The organism is Streptomyces sp. NPDC048269 (genome assembly GCF_040652395.1).
Classification (GTDB): Bacteria; Actinomycetota; Actinomycetes; order Streptomycetales; family Streptomycetaceae; genus Streptomyces.
Map to the genome: position 1 here is coordinate 168,920 of NZ_JBEZLW010000014.1, position 16,778 is coordinate 185,697.

Sequence of the window (16,778 nt, forward strand, 5' to 3'; positions counted from 1 at the left end):
ACGAACTGGTCAACCGGAACAGTCTTACATCACCGCGAGGATGTCGAGGCTGAACACCAGCGTCGACTTCGCCGGAATCGACCCCTGCTCCTTGTCGCCGAAGGCCATGTCCGGCGGGATGACCAGCAGGACGCGGCTGCCGACCTTCTTGCCGAGCAGGCCTTCCTTCAGACCCTTGACCGAGAGCTGCTCCATCGGCCACGTGACGGTCGTGTCGGTGGTGTAGGTGCTCTCGAAGGTCTTGTCGTCCTTCCACGTCTTGCCGTTGAACTTGACCACGACGCTGTCGGTGTCCTTCACCACGGCGCCGTCGGACTCGAGGATGTAGTTCGAGACCAGCTTGGCCGGCTCGGCGGTGTCCTTCGGGACGGTCACGGACACTTCCTTGCCGTCCGTGTTCGTGCCGACCTTGGGCAGGTCCTTGTTGTCCTGGGCGATCTCCTTGCCCGTGGCCGAGACCGGGACGGAGGTGCCCTTGACGATGTCCACGACGAAGACCAGCGTCGCGTTCGGCTTGATCTTGTCGCCCGAGCCCTGCTCGCCGTAGCCCAGGGCCGGCGGGATCACGAGCTCGACGCGGCTGCCGACCTTCTGGCCCTCCAGGCCCTGGTCCCAGCCCTTGATGACCATGCCCGCGCCGATGGTGACGTCGAACGGCTTGCCCTTGCCGAAGCTGGCGTCGAACGGCTCCTTTCCGTCCCACACCTGGCCGAGGTAGTTGACCTGGGCGATGTCGCCCTTCTTCAGCGCCGGGCCGGAGCCCTCGCTGATGGTCGTCACCTTCAGTTCCTTCGGCGGTTCGCCCTTCCCCTTCGACAGGTTCGGCGTCTCCCCGAACTTGGCGCCCTTGGTGATCGCGGGCACCCCGTTCTTCATCTGGGCGGAGTCGGAGCCGCTGTCGTCGCCACAGGCCGCTGTCGACAGCAGCAGAAGGGGTACGACAAGCAGGCCGGCAAGTCGGCGCACGTGTTCCTCAGATCTCAGACGGCAAGGCGGTCGCCCGCCACTCTAAGCCGTGAGCAGGGCCCCGTACGAGATCCGTACGGGGCCCTGGCCAAGAACAGCGCGATGTCACACCGCCCACTTGCGTACCGGGTCACATCCCGGCGATCAGCTTCTCCACCCGGTCGTCGACCGACCGGAACGGGTCCTTGCACAGCACGGTCCGCTGCGCCTGGTCGTTCAGCTTCAGGTGCACCCAGTCCACCGTGAAGTCCCGCCGCTGCTCCTGAGCCCGCCGGATGAAGTCGCCGCGCAGCCGCGCCCTCGTCGTCTGCGGGGGCACCGACTTGCCCTCGAAGATCTTGAGGTCGTTGCAGATCCGCGCCGCCTGCCCCTTGCGCTCCAGCAGGTAGTACAGCCCGCGCCGACGGTGGATGTCGTGGTAGGCGAGGTCTATCTGAGCCACCCGCGGGTTCGACATGGTCATGTTGTGCTTGCCCCGGTAACGCTCGATCAGCTGGTACTTCATGACCCAGTCGATCTCGGTCCCGATCCGGTCCAGGTCCTCGGCCTCGATCGCGTCGAGGGTGCGGCCCCACAGCTCCAGCACCTGGTCCACCACACCGGTGCGGATGCCCCGGCGCTCGGCGAAGTCCACCGCCTTGTCGTAGTACTCCCGCTGGATCTCCAGCGCCGAGGCCTCCCGGCCGCTGGCCAGGCGCACCTTGCGCTGTCCCGTGATGTCGTGGCTGACCTCGCGGATCGCCCGGATCGGGTTCTCCAGGGTCAGGTCCCGCATCACCGTGCCCGCCTCGATCATGCGCAGCACCAGGTCGGTGGCCCCGACCTTGAGCAGCATGGTCGTCTCGGACATGTTCGAGTCGCCGACGATCACGTGCAGCCGGCGGTAGCGCTCGGCGTCCGCGTGCGGCTCGTCCCGCGTGTTGATGATCGGCCGCGAGCGGGTCGTCGCGGAGCTGACGCCCTCCCAGATGTGCTCGGCCCGCTGGCTGACGCAGTAGACCGCGCCCCGGGGGGTCTGGAGCACCTTGCCCGCACCGCAGATCAGCTGCCGCGTGACGAGGAAGGGAATGAGAATGTCCGCCAGGCGGGAGAATTCCCCGTGCCGGGCCACCAGGTAGTTCTCGTGGCAGCCGTACGAGTTGCCCGCCGAGTCGGTGTTGTTCTTGAAGAGATAGACGTCGCCCGCGATTCCCTCCTCGTGCAGGCGGCGTTCGGCGTCGACGAGCAGTCCTTCGAGAATGCGCTCGCCTGCCTTGTCGTGCGTGACCAGCTCGGTCACGTTGTCGCATTCGGGAGTTGCATATTCCGGATGCGAACCCACGTCGAGGTACAGGCGGGCGCCGTTCCGCAGGAAGACATTGCTGCTGCGGCCCCATGACACAACACGGCGGAAGAGGTAGCGCGCCACTTCGTCAGGTGACAGTCGGCGCTGTCCCCTGAACGTGCACGTGACGCCGTACTCGTTCTCCAGCCCGAAAATGCGGCGGTCCATGACTGAACATTACGCCTTCTGCCCTCTTCTGAAACCGGGTTCGAGAGCGCCGTTTCGATCAGTTTCCGATCGCCGGTGCGACAGCGGGTCCGCGAACTCACCGATCAGCCCGGCGACCGGACCACGACCGGCCCGCCGAGCGCTCGCGATCAGCCCTCGGACCGGACCCCGTACGAGGCCTCGTACGCCTCGTCCGACGGCCCCTCAGCCGAGTGCGCCACCGCACGGCCGTGGCCCGCAGTTGCCAGCACCCGCTGAGTGACCGTCAGCACCAGCAGCGCCGCGCCACCGGCCGCACTCGCCACGCCGAAGCTCGCCGCCGTACCGCCCAGCTCCACGGCCGGCCCCGCCACCGCCGTACCGATCGCCGCCCCCACGCCGAAGAACGTCACCAGCCAGGAGAACGCCTCCGTCACCGTGCCCGCCGGAGCGTGCCGGTCCACGACGATGAAGGCGCACGCGAGCGCGGGCGCCAGGAACACGCCCGACAGTGCCGCGAGCGCCGTCATGGCCACGGGCCCGGGCGTCAGCATCAACGGCAGGTAGCAGACCGCCAGCAGCGCCACCAGCATCCGCAGCCGCCGCTCCGGCGCACCGGCCCACTGGCGGGCCCCGTAGAACACCCCGCCGATCAGCGCGCCCAGGCCCAGCGCCGCCATCAGCCAGCCGTAGACGGCCTGGTTCCCGTGATCGTCCGCGTACGCGACGCCCGCCACCGTGATCGAACCCAGCGCCGTCCCCACGAAGAAGAACGCACCGAGCAGCGCCAGCAGACCCCGCGACCGCAAGGCACCCAGCCAGTGCGCCTCACGCGGCGCCGAACGCCACCGCCGGGACGGCTCACTGGCCACCACGGACAACGCGCCCAGCACACCGATCGCATTGAGGGCCAGCATCGCCCCGGCCGGCGACCACAGCGCCACGAACAGCGTCACCAGCAGCGGACCGACCGTGAACATGACCTCCTGGGCCACCGCGTCCATCGCGTACGCGGCGTGCACCCGCTCCTCCTTGCCGCCCAGCACGCCCGGCCACAGGGCACGCAGCCCGCCCTCCAGCGGCGGCGTGAAGAGCCCCGCGACGACCACCGCGGCGTACGCGGCCGGCGCGGACCCGGTGCCGGACACGGCCAGCCACACCATGCCCAGCGCGGAGACCACGGCGGCCGGCAACTGGACCCGGGGCTGCCCGTACAGGTCCACCGCCCGGCCGAGCAGCGGCTGGCCCACCGCGTTCGCCAGCCCGTACGCGGCGGCCAGCGCGCCCGCGAGGCTGTAGCTGCCGCCCTGGGCCCGCGTGAACAGCACGATCGCGATCGGCGCCGTGGCGTTGGGCAGCCGGCCTATGAGCGTGCCCACCAGCAGCCTCGCGGCGTGCCGGGTCCTGAGCAGCTCCGCGTATCCCGCGGCCATGTCGGCCCCCTTCTGCCCGGATCCATCCGGGGTAATACGTATAACGTGACCCGTCATACGTACCATGGCGACAGTTCACCGGTCCACCCCGCGGACCGCCCCGACCCCGCCGACCTCGCACTTCAGGAGCCCCCTGTGACGAGACCCACCAGCCGCGACGTGGCCAGCGCCGCCGGGGTCTCCCAGGCCACCGTCTCCCTCGTCCTGGGCGACAAATGGCGCGGCCGCGTCTCCGAACGCACCGCCACCCACGTCCGCGAAACCGCCGGCCGCCTCGGCTACCGCCCCAACCTCGCGGCCCGCAACCTCCGCCTAGGCTCCACCCGCACCGCCCTCCTCGTCGTCCCCGCCCTCACCAACGAGTTCTTCGCCCGCGTCTACACCGGCGCCGCCCACGTCGCCTCCGAACACGGCTTCGGCGTCGTCCTCTACCCCTCCCCCGACGGCACCGGCCCCGCCCGCGACCCCTTCGCCTCCGCCCGCGCCGCCCTCGACGGGGTCATCGCCTCTTCCATGGCAGCCGGCGCCCTCGACGCCCTCGGCGGCGACGGTCTCCCCCTCGTGATGCTCGACAGCGACCCCACCGCCGGCAGCGCCGCCGCCCACGTCAACCTCGCCATGGCCGACGGCATGCGCCAGGTCACCGAGCACCTCCTCGCCCTCGGCCACCGCCGCTTCCTGCACCTCGCCTCCGCCGTCGACACCTGGACCTTCGAGGTCCGCGCCGAGGCCCTGGCAGCGCTCCTGGGGCCCGGCACCGAGCTGCGCACCGTACGGGCCGCCCTCAGCGTGGACGGCGCCCGTACGGCCATGGAGACCGCCCTGGCGGCACCCGGAACCCGGCCCACCGCCGTCATCTGCGACGACGACATCCTCGCCGCCGGCGCCTGCAAGGCCGCACGCCGCCTCGGCCTGCGCGTTCCCCACGACCTCTCCGTCACCGGCTTCGACGACCTCGCCCTGGCCACCGCCGTCGAACCCGAGCTCACCACCGTCCGCCTCCCCGCCGAACGCGTCGGCGAACAGGGCATGACCGCCCTCCTCGCCGTCCTCGACGGCACCCCCTGGACCGCCCCCGACATCCCCGTCGAACTCGTCGTCCGCGACTCCTCGGGCCCCGCCCCCGGCCACTGAACACGACGAGGCCCCGGCCCGCCCGCAAAGGGCGAACCGGGGCCTCACACGAACCGGCGGTACTACTCCGCGTCGTCCTCCGGAGCCTCGTCGTTCGACACGGCGTCCGCCTGCGCGGCCGCCGGAACGTCCGCCTCCAGCAACCGTGCCAGCTGCCGGCCCCGGATCCGCTTGAACTTCCGCTGCTGGGCCCGCGTCCGGTCCAGCACCGCCACCTCCAGCCGCTCCGCCGGAATCGTCTTGTCGGCGCCGTTCGCCTGGCTGGACAGCGCCTGCACCGCCAGCTTCAGCGCCTCCGACAAGGTCATCCCGTCCTGGTGCCGCTGGTCCAGGAACGTGCTGATCTGCTCCGCGTTGCCGCCGACCGCGACCGAGCCGTGCTCGTCCACGATCGACCCGTCGTGCGGAAGCCGGTAGATCTGGTCCCCGGCGGCCGTCGCACCGACCTCGGCGACGACCAGCTCCACCTCGTACGGCTTCTCACCGGCACTGGAGAAGATCGTGCCGAGCGTCTGCGCGTACACGTTCGCCAGCCCGCGGGCCGTCACGTCGTCGCGGTCGTAGGTGTACCCGCGCAGATCCGCGTAGCGCACACCACCGATCCGCAGGTTCTCGTACTCGTTGTACTTGCCGGCGGCCGCGAAGCCGATCCGGTCGTAGATCTCGCTGAACTTGTGCAGCGCGCGGGACGGGTTCTCACCGACGAACACGATGCCGTCGGCGTACTGCAGCACGACAAGGCTGCGACCGCGGGCGATGCCCTTCCGGGCGTATTCCGCCCGGTCGGCCATGGCCTGCTGGGGTGACACATAGAACGGAGTCGACACCGGCTGTCCGTCCCTTTCTTCTGGGCTCCTGAGGGGCGACGGATGGTCAGAGCAGGGCGGCGCGCGGGCCGTCGGGCTGCTCCAGCCGACGATTGGTGACCGTACGGGCGAGTTCCTGCGACTCTGCGTCCGTCAGCCTGCGGAATCCCTCGTCCGTGATGACGGTGACGATCGGATAGATGTGGCGGTACAAGTCCGGTCCACCGGTCGCCGAGTCGTCGTCGGCGGCGTCGTAGAGCGCCTGCACGACCAGCGTGGTGGCCTGCTCCTCCGTCAGATCGGGGCGGAAGAGCTTCTTCATCGATCCCCTGGCGAAGATCGAGCCCGATCCGGTGGCGGCGAAGCCGTGCTCCTCGGAGCGGCCGCCGGTCACGTCGTAGGAGAAGATCCGGCCCTTTTCCTTGGCCTCGTCGTACCCCGCGAAGAGCGGCACGACGGCCAGCCCCTGCATCGCCATGCCGAGGTTGCTACGGATCATGGTGGAGAGCCGGTTGGCCTTGCCTTCGAGCGAAAGGGTCGTCCCCTCCACCTTCTCGAAGTGCTCCAGCTCCAGCTGGAACAGCTTGACCATCTCCACGGCCAGGCCGGCCGTACCGGCAATGCCGACGGCGGAGTACTCGTCGGCAGGGAACACCTTCTCGATGTCCCGCTGCGCGATCATGTTCCCCATGGTTGCCCGCCGGTCACCGGCGAGCACGACCCCGCCGGGGAAGGTGGCGGCGACGATGGTCGTCCCGTGCGGCGCCTCGACGACCCCCTCCGGCAGCTTGCGGTTGCCGGGCAGCATCTCGGGCGAGTGCGCGCCCAGGAAGTCCATGAAGGACGACGACCCCGGCGTCAGGAAGGCTGCCGGTAGACGCCCTGTGCTACGAGTGTTGGGTTCCACAGGTTTCCTTCCACATAAGCGGCTGCACGCCGTATGACGTCCGGCCGATCCTTGAACTGCCCCAGTGCTGCGTTACAGCTGAAGCACAGTACGCCTCGGACCTTACCCGTCTGATGATCGTGATCAACGTGCTCGGCCGGAGCCTGACGACAGATCACGCAGACACCGCCTTGAGCGTCGATCATCTCGTCGCGCTGAGCCTCGGTGATGCCGTACCAGCGCTTCAAGTGGCCCGCCCTGCCTTGGATCGCCCGGCAGGCCTTGCATCGAGTGGACAGCCCGTCAGATGCTGTCGCGTTCTTGTGCCACCCGCTGTGGGGCTTGACCTCACCGCACTGACGACACAGCTTGTGGCCGGACGGTACATCCACCTTCTCGTTGACGACCTTGCCTCGGGCGGCCTGGCGGCGCCGGTAGTGCTGGGCGCTGTAAGCCGCCACGCACTCCCGACACCTCGGCTGCAGGCCGTCCCCACGATTCCGATCTGAGGCGAATCCGCTCAGCGGCATGTCCCGGCCACAGCCGCGGCACCACTTCGTTCCATTGGACATAGAGCCAATGCTGGCGAGTTCACCTTAGATTCGAAGGCTATTCGCCGCCTTTTTGTACGAAACTCCGAACGAAGTCCTCGGCATTTTCCTCGAGTACATCGTCAATCTCGTCAAGTACGGAGTCGACGTCGTCGGAGAGCTTTTCCTGCCGCTCCTTGAGGTCGGTCGATTCCTCGACCGCCGCCTCCTCGACCTCCTCGGTCGAGCGCGTCGCCTTCTGCTGTCCGCCGCCGGTGTCCTTGGTCGCCATGTCTACCTCACCCCGCTCGGTTCGCACGCTCACGTCGAGGGACCCCGGGATTCGGGATCCCTCAAGATCAGACCCTACGTCGGACCCTACTAGGAGGGTCCGACATTCGTCCCGGCACTTTCATAACGTCCGGTCTTTCCCATGATTCCCGGACCGGGGCCATTTCAGGCCCCGGAAGCCCCGCTCACCGGCCCGAAAGCACCCGCACCAGGTCCTCCGCCGTGCGGCAGCGGTCCAGGAGCTCCTTCACGTGCGCCCGCGTGCCCCGCAGCGGCTCCAGCGTCGGGACCCGCTGGAGCGAGTCGTGGCCCGGCAGGTCGAAGATCACCGAGTCCCAGGACGCCGCGGCCACGTCGTCCGCGTACTGCTCCAGGCAGCGCCCGCGGAAGTACGCCCGGGTGTCCTCCGGCGGCTTGCTCGCCGCCCGCTCCACCGCCGGCTCCTCCACCAGCCTCTGCATCTTGCCGCGGGCCGCCAGGCGGTTGTACAGGCCCTTCTCCGGCCGCACGTCCGAGTACTGGAGGTCCACCAGGTGCAGCCGCGCCGCGTCCCAGCCCAGCGCGTCCCGGCGCCGGTAGCCCTCCAGGATCTCGCGCTTGGCGATCCAGTCCAGCTCCCCCGACAGGCTCATCGGGTCGGTCTCCAGCCGGCCCAGCACGTCCTCCCAGCGGGCCAGCACGTCCTTGGTCTGCTCGTCCGCGTCGGTCCCGAAACGCTCGTCCACGTATTTCCTGGCCAGCTCGAAGTACTCCATCTGGAGTTGTACGGCGGTCAGTGTCCGGCCGCTGCGCAGCGTGATCAGGTGCTGCAGGTCCGGGTCGTGGGAGACCTGGTGCAGGGTGCGCACCGGCTGGTCGACGGCCAGGTCGACGTTGATGAACCCGTCCTCGATCATGGACAGGACCAGCGCGGTCGTGCCGAGCTTGAGGTACGTGGAGATCTCGGACAGGTTCGCGTCGCCGATGATCACGTGCAGGCGGCGGTACTTCTCGGCGTCCGAGTGGGGTTCGTCGCGGGTGTTGATGATGGGCCGCTTCAGGGTGGTCTCCAGGCCGACCTCGACCTCGAAGTAGTCGGCCCGCTGACTGATCTGGAAGCCGTGCTCGCGGCCGTCCTGGCCGATGCCCACGCGGCCCGCGCCGGTGACGACCTGGCGCGAGACGAAGAAGGGGGTCAGGTGGCGCACGATCTCCGAGAAGGGGGTCTCCCGCTTCATCAGGTAGTTCTCGTGCGTGCCGTAGGAGGCGCCCTTGTTGTCGGTGTTGTTCTTGTAGAGGTGGATCGGCTGGGCGCCGGGCAGCTGGGCCGCCCGGACGGCCGCCTCGGCCATGATCCGCTCGCCGGCCTTGTCCCAGAGCACGGCGTCGAGCGGATTGGTGATCTCCGGCGAGCTGTATTCGGGGTGCGCGTGGTCGACGTAGAGCCGTGCGCCGTTCGTGAGGATGACGTTGGCGAGGCCGATGTCCTCGTCGGTCAGCTGGCTGCTGTCGGCGGCCTCGCGGGCGAGGTCGAAGCCGCGGGCGTCCCGCAGCGGATTCTCCTCCTCGAAGTCCCAGCGGGCGCGGCGCGCCCGGTGCATCGCCGCCGCGTAGGCGTTGACGATCTGGGACGAGGTGAGCATGGCATTGGCGTTCGGGTGCCCCGGGACGGAGATCCCGTACTCCGTCTCGATCCCCATTACTCGCCGTACGGTCATGCGGCCCTCCTTGCCCGGCGGCGCTCCCCTTCGGGAGCGGCGCTCAAGTACCGCTGGTGCTCCGGTGCGTGTGCCTGTGCGGTGTCCGTCCCCGCACTGCGCGACCGGCGGTACGGAAGAGCCTAGAACCACTGCGCGCTCGTGGGGAGATCATTTCCGTCATTGAATCCGCCCCGTCACCGGCTGAAAAGCAGTCGGTGACGGAGGTCGGGATTCCGGTAAAGCAGTCGGCTGCGGATGCCCGGGGAGGGCATCCGCAGCCGCTCCGCTTCGTCAGAGGTACTGACCGGTGTTCGCCACCGTGTCGATGGAGCGTCCGGTGTCGGCGCCCTGCTTTCCGGTGACGAGGGTGCGGATGAATACGATCCGCTCGCCCTTCTTTCCGGAGATCCGGGCCCAGTCGTCCGGGTTGGTGGTGTTGGGCAGGTCCTCGTTCTCCTTGAACTCGTCCACGCAGGCCTGGAGGAGGTGGGAGACGCGCAGACCCTTCTGGTTGTGCTCGAGGAAGTCCTTGATGGCCATCTTCTTCGCACGGTCCACGATGTTCTGGATCATGGCGCCCGAGTTGAAGTCCTTGAAGTAGAGGACTTCCTTGTCGCCGTTGGCGTACGTCACCTCGAGGAAGCGGTTCTCCTCGGTTTCGGCGTACATCTGCTCGACGACGGTCTGGATCATGCTGTGGACAGTGCCGGGCCGCGATTCCTGGTGCTCGGACAGGTCGTCCGTGTGCAGGGGCAGCGAGGCCTTGAGGTACTTCGCGAAGATGTCCTTCGCGGCCTCGGCGTCCGGGCGCTCGATCTTGATCTTCACGTCGAGCCGGCCGGGGCGCAGGATGGCCGGGTCGATCATGTCCTCGCGGTTGGAGGCGCCGATGACGATGACGTTCTCCAGGCCTTCCACGCCGTCGATCTCGGCGAGCAGCTGCGGGACGATGGTGTTCTCCACGTCCGAGCTGACGCCGGATCCGCGGGTGCGGAAGAGGGACTCCATCTCGTCGAAGAAGACGATGACGGGGGTGCCCTCGCTGGCCTTCTCGCGGGCACGCTGGAACACGAGGCGGATGTGCCGCTCGGTCTCGCCGACGTACTTGTTGAGGAGTTCGGGGCCCTTGATGTTCAGGAAGTAGGACTTTCCGGCGGGCTGGCCGGTGACCTCGGCGACCTTCTTGGCAAGGGAGTTGGCGACGGCCTTGGCGATGAGCGTCTTGCCGCAGCCGGGGGGACCGTAGAGCAGGATGCCCTTCGGCGGGCGCAGTTCGTGCTCCTTGAACAGGTCCGGGTAGAGGTAGGGGAGCTCGACCGCGTCGCGGATCAGCTCGATCTGGTCGCCCAGGCCGCCGATCTTGTCGTAGTCGATGTCCGGGACCTCTTCGAGGACGAGTTCCTCGACCTCGCTCTTGGGGACGACCTCGTAGACGTAGCCGGAGCGGGGTTCGAGCAGGAGGGCGTCGCCGGGGCGGATGGTGATGTCCAGGAGCGGCTCGGCGAGCCTCACCACCCTCTCCTCGTCGGTGTGCCCGACCACCAGGGCGCGCTCGCCGTCCTCGAGGATCTCCTTGAGGGTGACGATGTCCCCGGCCCGCTCGAATTCCATGGCCTCGACCACGTTGAGGGCCTCGTTGAGCATGACCTCCTGGCCGCGCCGGAGGTCTTCCGGCTCGACGCTGGGGCTGACGTTCACGCGGAGCTTTCGGCCGCCGGTGAAGATGTCGACGGTGCCGTCCTCATTGGACTGCAGGAAGACACCGAATCCGGCCGGCGGCTGTGCGAGCCGGTCGACTTCTTCCTTGAGGGCGACGATCTGGTCGCGGGCCTCACGGAGGGTATTCGCGAGTCGTTCGTTCTGTGCGGAGACGCCGGCAAGATTTGTCTGCAGCTCGACGATCCGCTCTTCGAGAATCCTCGTGTGTCGCGGAGAGTCGGCGAGCTTACGTCGCAGGACGGCGATTTCCTGCTCGAGATAGGCAACCTGGCCGGCGGGGTCCTCAGACCCTCGCCCGGGCCGGATGCCGCGGTTGATGTCGTCGTCGTGGGCTGCCACGGTCCTCACCTCCTCCAAGGGGAGCTGGACGCTTCCTGACCCTACCTGGGCTGGTGGTGATTGAAACCCCTAGATCACAAAGACGGTAGAGGTGTGTCCGATCTTCACCCTTGCGTACTCCCTCACGCCAAGGAAATACCCACCCATCAACATCTGAAAGCGGCCGGTTGTAAGGTCGAAGTGTTCAACACCCGTCAGAGCTCGCGCGACTTGCTGCGAGAAGTGGCCGGGATGGATCACTCAGCGCAGGGAACGGCAGGAGATATGAGCGTGCAGCAGGAGGCAACCGCCGACCGGACTGACGGTGTCGGCGGGGCCGGCGAGCCGCTTGAGGTCTGGATCGACCAGGACCTCTGCACCGGGGACGGGATCTGCGCGCAGTACGCGCCGGAGGTGTTCGAGCTGGACATCGATGGTCTGGCGTATGTGAAGAGCGCCGACGACGAGCTGCTGCAGGCGGCGGGGGCGACCACTCCGGTTCCGCTGACGCTGCTCCAGGACGTGGTGGACTCGGCGAAGGAATGTCCGGGTGACTGCATCCACGTAAGGCGCGTTTCGGACAGGGTGGAAGTCTTCGGTCCAGACGCCGAGTGACGCTTCAAACACTCCTGGCGGTCGAGTCCGTCAGCTCCTGGCGGAATTTTCCGCCGCTCCAGCGCCACTTGGCGAGCTTCTTCACGTCCGGGCTGTAGCGCGGGATTTCCGGTGAGGAGTAGCCGAGGAGCGTGGCGGTGACGACTCCGTCGCGCACGGTGAGATCGGTGGCGGTCTGTCGCTGCGGGGTGTCGAGGAGGGTGGCGACGACGCGGGGGCGGGCGCCGTCGGCCCGGTCCCGGGTGAGTACGTAGAGCGCGTGGGGCGGGGTGCCGGAGCCGGCGTCGCAGCGGACGGCGGCCACGGTCTCGGGGCGGCCGTCGCCGTCGAGGTCTCCCTGGGCGGTGGCGGTGACGGTCTGCGGGGCGCCCTTGCAGTCGAGGGGGTAGGTGACCGCCGACGCGTCGGGGGCGGCGGCCTGCGGGCCGTTCGCGGCGCCGGAGGTGGCCGCGGGGGTGCCGGTGGCCACAGGGGTGCCGGTGGCCGGCTGGACGAGTCCCGCGGTGGCTATGACGGCGGCCATGGCGGTGGCCGTGGCGAGCCAGTGGAGGGGCCTGGCGTGGCTGTGCGCCAGGGGTTCCAGGGTCGGCGCGAGCTCGGCGGGGCTGTGCAGCACGCGGGGTGTCTCCTGTGCGAAGGGTGACGGGGAGCCAGCATCGTGCCATACCTCACACCGAGGTGGAACGACTGGGTCCGCGGCGGCCGGACCGGCGGGAGCCGATACCCGGGTCCGCAGCGGGATCGGCATCCGGGCTCGGCGCCCGGGCCGACGGCCGGGGCGGGCTGATACCCCGACAACGAAAAGGCGCCGTGGCGCAGTTCCCGGTTCGTCCGGGGAACTGCGCCACGGCGCCTTCGTGTTGGTGGGTCCGGCGGACGGCTACGCGGAGCGGTCGCTGCCGGGGCCGTCGTAGTCCTCGCCGTAGGCGCCCTTGGAGGGGCGGCGGCGGCGCAGCGGGGGCTCGACGCCGTCCGCGAGGCGGCGGGCGGTGACGAGGAAGCCGGTGTGGCCGATCATCCGGTGGTCCGGGCGGACGGCCAGGCCCTCGACGTGCCAGTTGCGGATCATCGATTCCCAGGGCTGCGGTTCGGCGTAGCAGCCGAACTCGCGGATGGATTCGACGGTCCGGGCGAGCTGGGTGGTGGTGGCCACGTAGCAGCAGAGGATGCCGCCGGGGACCAGGGCCTTGGAGACGGCCTCCAGGCACTCCCAGGGGGCGAGCATGTCGAGGATCACGCGGTCGACGTCGCTGTCGGACAGGTTGTCCTGGAGGTCGCCGACGGTCAGCTGCCACGCGGGGTGCGGGCCGCCGAAGTAGCGCTCGACGTTGGCGGTGGCGATCTCGGCGAAGTCCGCGCGGCGCTCGTAGCTGTGGAGCATGCCCTGGTCGCCGATGGCGCGCAGCAGGAAGCTGCTCAGGGAGCCGGATCCGACGCCTGCCTCGACGACGCGGGCGCCGGGGAAGATGTCGGCGAAGGCCAGGATCTGGCCCGCGTCCTTGGGGTAGACCACGGCGGCACCGCGGGGCATGGACAGGACATAGTCGGGGAGCAGGGGGCGCAGCGCGAGGTACGCGACGTTGCCCGTGGTGCGGACAACACTGCCCTCGGGAGCACCGATCAGCTCGTCGTGCGGGAAGGAACCCTTGTGGGTGTGGAAATTCTTCCCGGCTTCGAGCGTGAACGTGTAGTGGCGGCCCTTGGGGTCGGTGAGCTGAACCTGGTCCCCGACCTCGAAGGGCCCGCGTCGGCGGGCGGCACCGGTCGGTTCGGACATGTGACCAGTGTATTGGCTTCAGGACTGGGGCCGCGCCATGGCCTTCACGAAGGCCTTTTCGACGTCGAGGGTGGACAGGACTCCGTAGATCTCGCCGGTGGGTTCGAGGACGAGGTACTCGGTGGCGGGGGTGGCGCGGAGGTGGTCGAGGAGTTCTTCTCCGGTGAGTTCCGCTGAAACCTTCATGCCGTCGGTGAGGTCCTGGGCGAGGGTGCTGACGGCGATCCAGGGGCGGCGGTGTTCGGGGACGGAGGCGATGGCGCTCTCGCGGACGATGGCGGTGGGGGCTCCGTGGCCGTCGACGACGACGAGGGCGCGGGCGCCGGCTTCGTTGGCGCGCCGCAGGGCTTCCGAGAGGGGCGTGGCGTTCTCGACGGGGATGGCGCGCCGGGTGAGGGTACGGGCCTGGAGTTCGGGGAGGTGTTCGCGCAGGCGGGCCATGCGCAGGCTGTTGCCGGCGCCGGTCCAGATGATGGCGGCGAGGATGGCGGCTAGCAGGGCGTCCATGACGGTGTCCATGCCGCCGATCTCGGTACTGCGGTTGCCGACGGCCCCGGTGTGGGTGAGGAGGGGCAGGCCGAGGAGGACGGCGATGGCGAGGCCTCGGCCGATCCAGGCGGCGGCGACGGTGCCGGTCATGGGTTTGCCGGTGATGCCCCAGATGACGGCGCGGAGCATGCGGCCGCCGTCGAGGGGGAGGCCGGGGAGCAGGTTGAAGGCGGCGACGAGCAGGTTGGAGATCATCAGGCCGGCCAGGAGGACGCCGGGGACGGTGGCGGGGTCGACGGCCTTCATGCCGAGGTAGAAGGCTCCGGCGAGGAGGAGGGAGAGGAGGGGGCCGACGAAGGCGAGGACGAATTCGCGGCCGGGGGTCTCGGATTCCTTCTCGATCTCGGAGACGCCGCCGAAGAACTGGAGCTGGATGCGGCGCACGGGGAGTTTGAAGCGGAGGGCGGCGACGGTGTGCGCGAGTTCGTGGACCAGGACGGAGGCGTAGAAGGCGACTGCGAAGAAGAGGGAGACCAGGTAGCGGACGGGTCCGAGGTCCGGCAGGATCCGGTCGAGCTGGTCGCCGAAGACCCAGGTGATGAGGGCGGCGACGAGGAACCAGCTGGGCGAGACGTAGACCGGTACGCCGAAGGGGCGGCCCATGAGGAGTCCGCCGCCCGGTCCGGAGCGCCGGCCTCCGCGCTCTCCGGTTTCGTCGGTGTCTGCCACGGCTTTCCTTCGTTCTGGGGGTTCCCCCGGAGGGTGTCTGGGGGGTTGTGGTGCGTGCGTCGCGTTGATGGTGCGGCGGGGTGTGATGTACCGATCATGCAGTGCAAGGTGCCTTTGCGTCGATGGTATGCGTGTGCTGTCGGTCGCGGGCCGTAGGGTTTTACGCATGACGACGAGCCCCGGCACCGGTCCGGCAGACGTGGTGCCCAGCGCCGTGGCGCCTTCCTCGCTCTCTCCTTCTCGGGCGAGCGATTTCATGCAGTGCCCGCTGCTGTACCGGTTCCGGGTGATCGACAAGCTGCCGGAGAAGCCCAGTGCCGCTGCTACCCGCGGGACGCTGGTGCATGCGGTGCTGGAGCGGCTCTTCGACCATCCGGCCGAGGAGCGGACGGCGCCGCGGGCGAAGGCGCTGATCCCGGGGCAGTGGGACCGGCTGCTGGAGGCGAAGCCGGAGCTGACGGAGCTGTTCCCGGCGGGTGACGAGGGGGCGGAGCTGGCGCGGTGGCTGACGGAGGCCGAGGCGCTGGTGGAGCGGTGGTTCACCTTGGAGGACCCGACGCGGCTGGAGCCGGTGGAGCGGGAGTTCTTCGTGGAGACCGAGCTGGAGTCGGGGCTGCGGCTGCGCGGGATCATCGACCGCGTGGATGTCGCGCCGACGGGTGAGGTGCGGATCGTCGACTACAAGACGGGCAAGGCGCCGCGGCCGGAGTATGCCGAGGGTGCGCTGTTCCAGATGAAGTTCTACGCGCTGGTGGTGTGGCGGCTGAAGCAGGTGGTGCCGCGGCGGCTGCAGCTGGTGTATCTGGGCAGCGGGGACGTGCTGACGTACGACCCGGTGATCGCGGATCTGGAGCGGGTGGAGCGCAAGCTGCTCGCACTGTGGGAGGCGATCCGGGAGGCGACGGAGACGGGCGAGTGGCGGCCGCGGCCGACGAAGCTGTGCGGCTGGTGCGATCACCGGGCGGTGTGTCCCGAGTTCGGCGGGACTCCCCCGGTGTATCCGCTGGCGGTGGCGCCGCGGGGCGGGCCGGTCGGCCCGGCGGATTCCTGATCGCCGGGTCAGGGCAGAATGGGCGGGCCCGCCGAAGCCGTCCGACGAATACGAGGTAGACCCCGTGGCGATCCGCGTCCTATTGGTCGACGACCAGCCGCTGCTGCGCACCGGTTTCCGGATGATCCTGGAGGCGGAGCAGGATCTGGCGGTGGTCGGGGAGGCCGGGGACGGCCTGCAGGCGCTGGACCAGGTGCGCGCGCTGCAGCCGGACGTGGTGCTGATGGACATCCGGATGCCGCGGATGGACGGGGTGGAGGCCACCCGGCAGATCACCGGTCCGGGCCGGGACGGTCCGGCGAAGGTGCTCGTCCTGACCACGTTCGATCTGGATGAGTACGTGGTGGAGGCGCTGCGGGCGGGGGCGAGCGGGTTCCTGCTGAAGGACGCGCCGGCCAATGAGCTGGTGCAGGCGATCCGGGTGGTGGCGGCGGGTGAGGCGATGCTCGCGCCGAGCATCACGCGTCGGCTGCTGGACAAGTATGCGGGGCATCTGCCGTCGGGTGAGGACGGTGTGCCGAACACGCTGGGGACGCTGACGGAGCGTGAGGTCGAGGTGTTGAAGCTGGTCGCCCGGGGTCTGTCGAACGCGGAGATCGCGGCGGACCTGTTCGTGAGCGAGACGACGGTCAAGACGCACGTGGGGCATGTGCTGACGAAGCTGGGCCTGCGTGACCGGGTGCAGGCGGCGGTGTACGCGTACGAGAGCGGGCTGGTGCGGCCCGGCGCCCAGTGAGGGAATCCCCGGGTGGGTACGGCGACGGGCCGGCAACCGCGTGACGCGGTTGCCTGACCATGGCAGGTCGGGTCCGCGTGGTTCTCGCGGACCCCTCTCACGTCTCTCAGCTGACAGCGTCGAGCAGCAGTTTCGCGGCCACCATCGC

At 69.1% G+C, this 16,778-nt stretch carries 16 protein-coding genes; 4 read left to right on the forward strand and 12 right to left on the reverse strand.

The window, feature by feature from the left end; genetic code table 11:
* Window positions 1–24 precede the first annotated feature (24 nt).
* The 3 genes from AB0D48_RS18500 to AB0D48_RS18510 form a co-directional block, all read right to left on the reverse strand.
* Window positions 25–966 (reverse strand): FKBP-type peptidyl-prolyl cis-trans isomerase, encoded by a 942-nt coding sequence (locus tag AB0D48_RS18500; protein ID WP_362397394.1) that lies wholly within the window; start codon window positions 964–966, stop codon window positions 25–27.
* Between the two features lie 130 nt (window positions 967–1,096).
* Entirely contained in the window at window positions 1,097–2,458 is a 1,362-nt protein-coding gene (gene pafA, locus AB0D48_RS18505; protein WP_030655944.1) for a Pup--protein ligase, read from the reverse strand.
* 149 nt (window positions 2,459–2,607) lie between these two features.
* Window positions 2,608–3,870 carry an MFS transporter gene (locus AB0D48_RS18510; RefSeq protein ID WP_362397397.1) on the reverse strand — a complete coding sequence of 421 codons (1,263 nt, stop codon included), beginning with the start codon at window positions 3,868–3,870 and terminating at the stop codon, window positions 2,608–2,610.
* A gap of 135 nt (window positions 3,871–4,005) precedes the next feature.
* Between AB0D48_RS18510 and AB0D48_RS18515 the strand changes: the two genes are divergently transcribed.
* A complete protein-coding gene (locus AB0D48_RS18515) occupies window positions 4,006–5,004 on the forward strand; it encodes a LacI family DNA-binding transcriptional regulator (protein WP_362397400.1) in 999 nt (332 codons plus the stop codon).
* 62 nt (window positions 5,005–5,066) lie between these two features.
* Here the strand turns inward: AB0D48_RS18515 and prcA are convergent, their stop codons facing one another.
* The 6 genes from prcA to arc form a co-directional block, all read right to left on the reverse strand.
* A complete protein-coding gene (prcA, locus tag AB0D48_RS18520) occupies window positions 5,067–5,831 on the reverse strand; it encodes a proteasome subunit alpha (protein WP_362397403.1) in 765 nt (254 codons plus the stop codon).
* Between the two features lie 46 nt (window positions 5,832–5,877).
* The gene (gene prcB, locus AB0D48_RS18525; RefSeq protein ID WP_362397406.1) at window positions 5,878–6,717 is read right to left on the reverse strand and encodes a proteasome subunit beta; all 840 of its coding nucleotides are present in this window, start codon (window positions 6,715–6,717) and stop codon (window positions 5,878–5,880) included.
* Window positions 6,669–7,268 (reverse strand): endonuclease VII domain-containing protein, encoded by a 600-nt coding sequence (locus AB0D48_RS18530; protein ID WP_362397409.1) that lies wholly within the window; start codon window positions 7,266–7,268, stop codon window positions 6,669–6,671. The genes prcB and AB0D48_RS18530 overlap by 49 nt, the downstream gene beginning before the upstream one ends.
* Window positions 7,269–7,305: 37 nt before the next feature.
* Window positions 7,306–7,518 carry a ubiquitin-like protein Pup gene (locus AB0D48_RS18535; RefSeq protein WP_030233608.1) on the reverse strand — a complete coding sequence of 71 codons (213 nt, stop codon included), beginning with the start codon at window positions 7,516–7,518 and terminating at the stop codon, window positions 7,306–7,308.
* A 184-nt stretch (window positions 7,519–7,702) separates the two neighbouring features.
* Window positions 7,703–9,214 carry a depupylase/deamidase Dop gene (gene dop, locus AB0D48_RS18540; RefSeq protein WP_362397413.1) on the reverse strand — a complete coding sequence of 504 codons (1,512 nt, stop codon included), beginning with the start codon at window positions 9,212–9,214 and terminating at the stop codon, window positions 7,703–7,705.
* Between the two features lie 273 nt (window positions 9,215–9,487).
* Complete coding sequence (gene arc, locus AB0D48_RS18545; protein ID WP_362397416.1) at window positions 9,488–11,254, reverse strand: proteasome ATPase; 1,767 nt, start codon at window positions 11,252–11,254, stop codon at window positions 9,488–9,490.
* Window positions 11,255–11,518: 264 nt separating this feature from the next.
* Between arc and AB0D48_RS18550 the strand changes: the two genes are divergently transcribed.
* Entirely contained in the window at window positions 11,519–11,848 is a 330-nt protein-coding gene (locus tag AB0D48_RS18550) for a ferredoxin (RefSeq protein WP_362397448.1), read from the forward strand.
* Between the two features lie 4 nt (window positions 11,849–11,852).
* Here AB0D48_RS18550 and AB0D48_RS18555 read toward each other — a convergent pair whose 3' ends face one another.
* The 3 genes from AB0D48_RS18555 to AB0D48_RS18565 form a co-directional block, all read right to left on the reverse strand.
* Window positions 11,853–12,371, reverse strand: coding sequence for a hypothetical protein (locus tag AB0D48_RS18555; protein ID WP_362397451.1), 519 nt, complete (start codon window positions 12,369–12,371; stop codon window positions 11,853–11,855).
* A gap of 357 nt (window positions 12,372–12,728) precedes the next feature.
* On the reverse strand, window positions 12,729–13,625 hold the full coding sequence (locus tag AB0D48_RS18560; RefSeq protein ID WP_362397419.1) for a tRNA (adenine-N1)-methyltransferase: 897 nt from the start codon (window positions 13,623–13,625) through the stop codon (window positions 12,729–12,731).
* An 18-nt stretch (window positions 13,626–13,643) separates the two neighbouring features.
* Complete coding sequence (locus AB0D48_RS18565; RefSeq protein ID WP_362397422.1) at window positions 13,644–15,101, reverse strand: site-2 protease family protein; 1,458 nt, start codon at window positions 15,099–15,101, stop codon at window positions 13,644–13,646.
* Here AB0D48_RS18565 and AB0D48_RS18570 point away from each other — a divergent pair.
* Entirely contained in the window at window positions 15,010–15,894 is an 885-nt protein-coding gene (locus AB0D48_RS18570) for a RecB family exonuclease (protein WP_362397425.1), read from the forward strand. The two genes, AB0D48_RS18565 and AB0D48_RS18570, sit on opposite strands and share 92 nt — an antisense overlap.
* Before the next feature lie 64 nt (window positions 15,895–15,958).
* Entirely contained in the window at window positions 15,959–16,630 is a 672-nt protein-coding gene (locus tag AB0D48_RS18575) for a response regulator transcription factor (RefSeq protein ID WP_362397428.1), read from the forward strand.
* Window positions 16,631–16,778 lie beyond the last annotated feature (148 nt).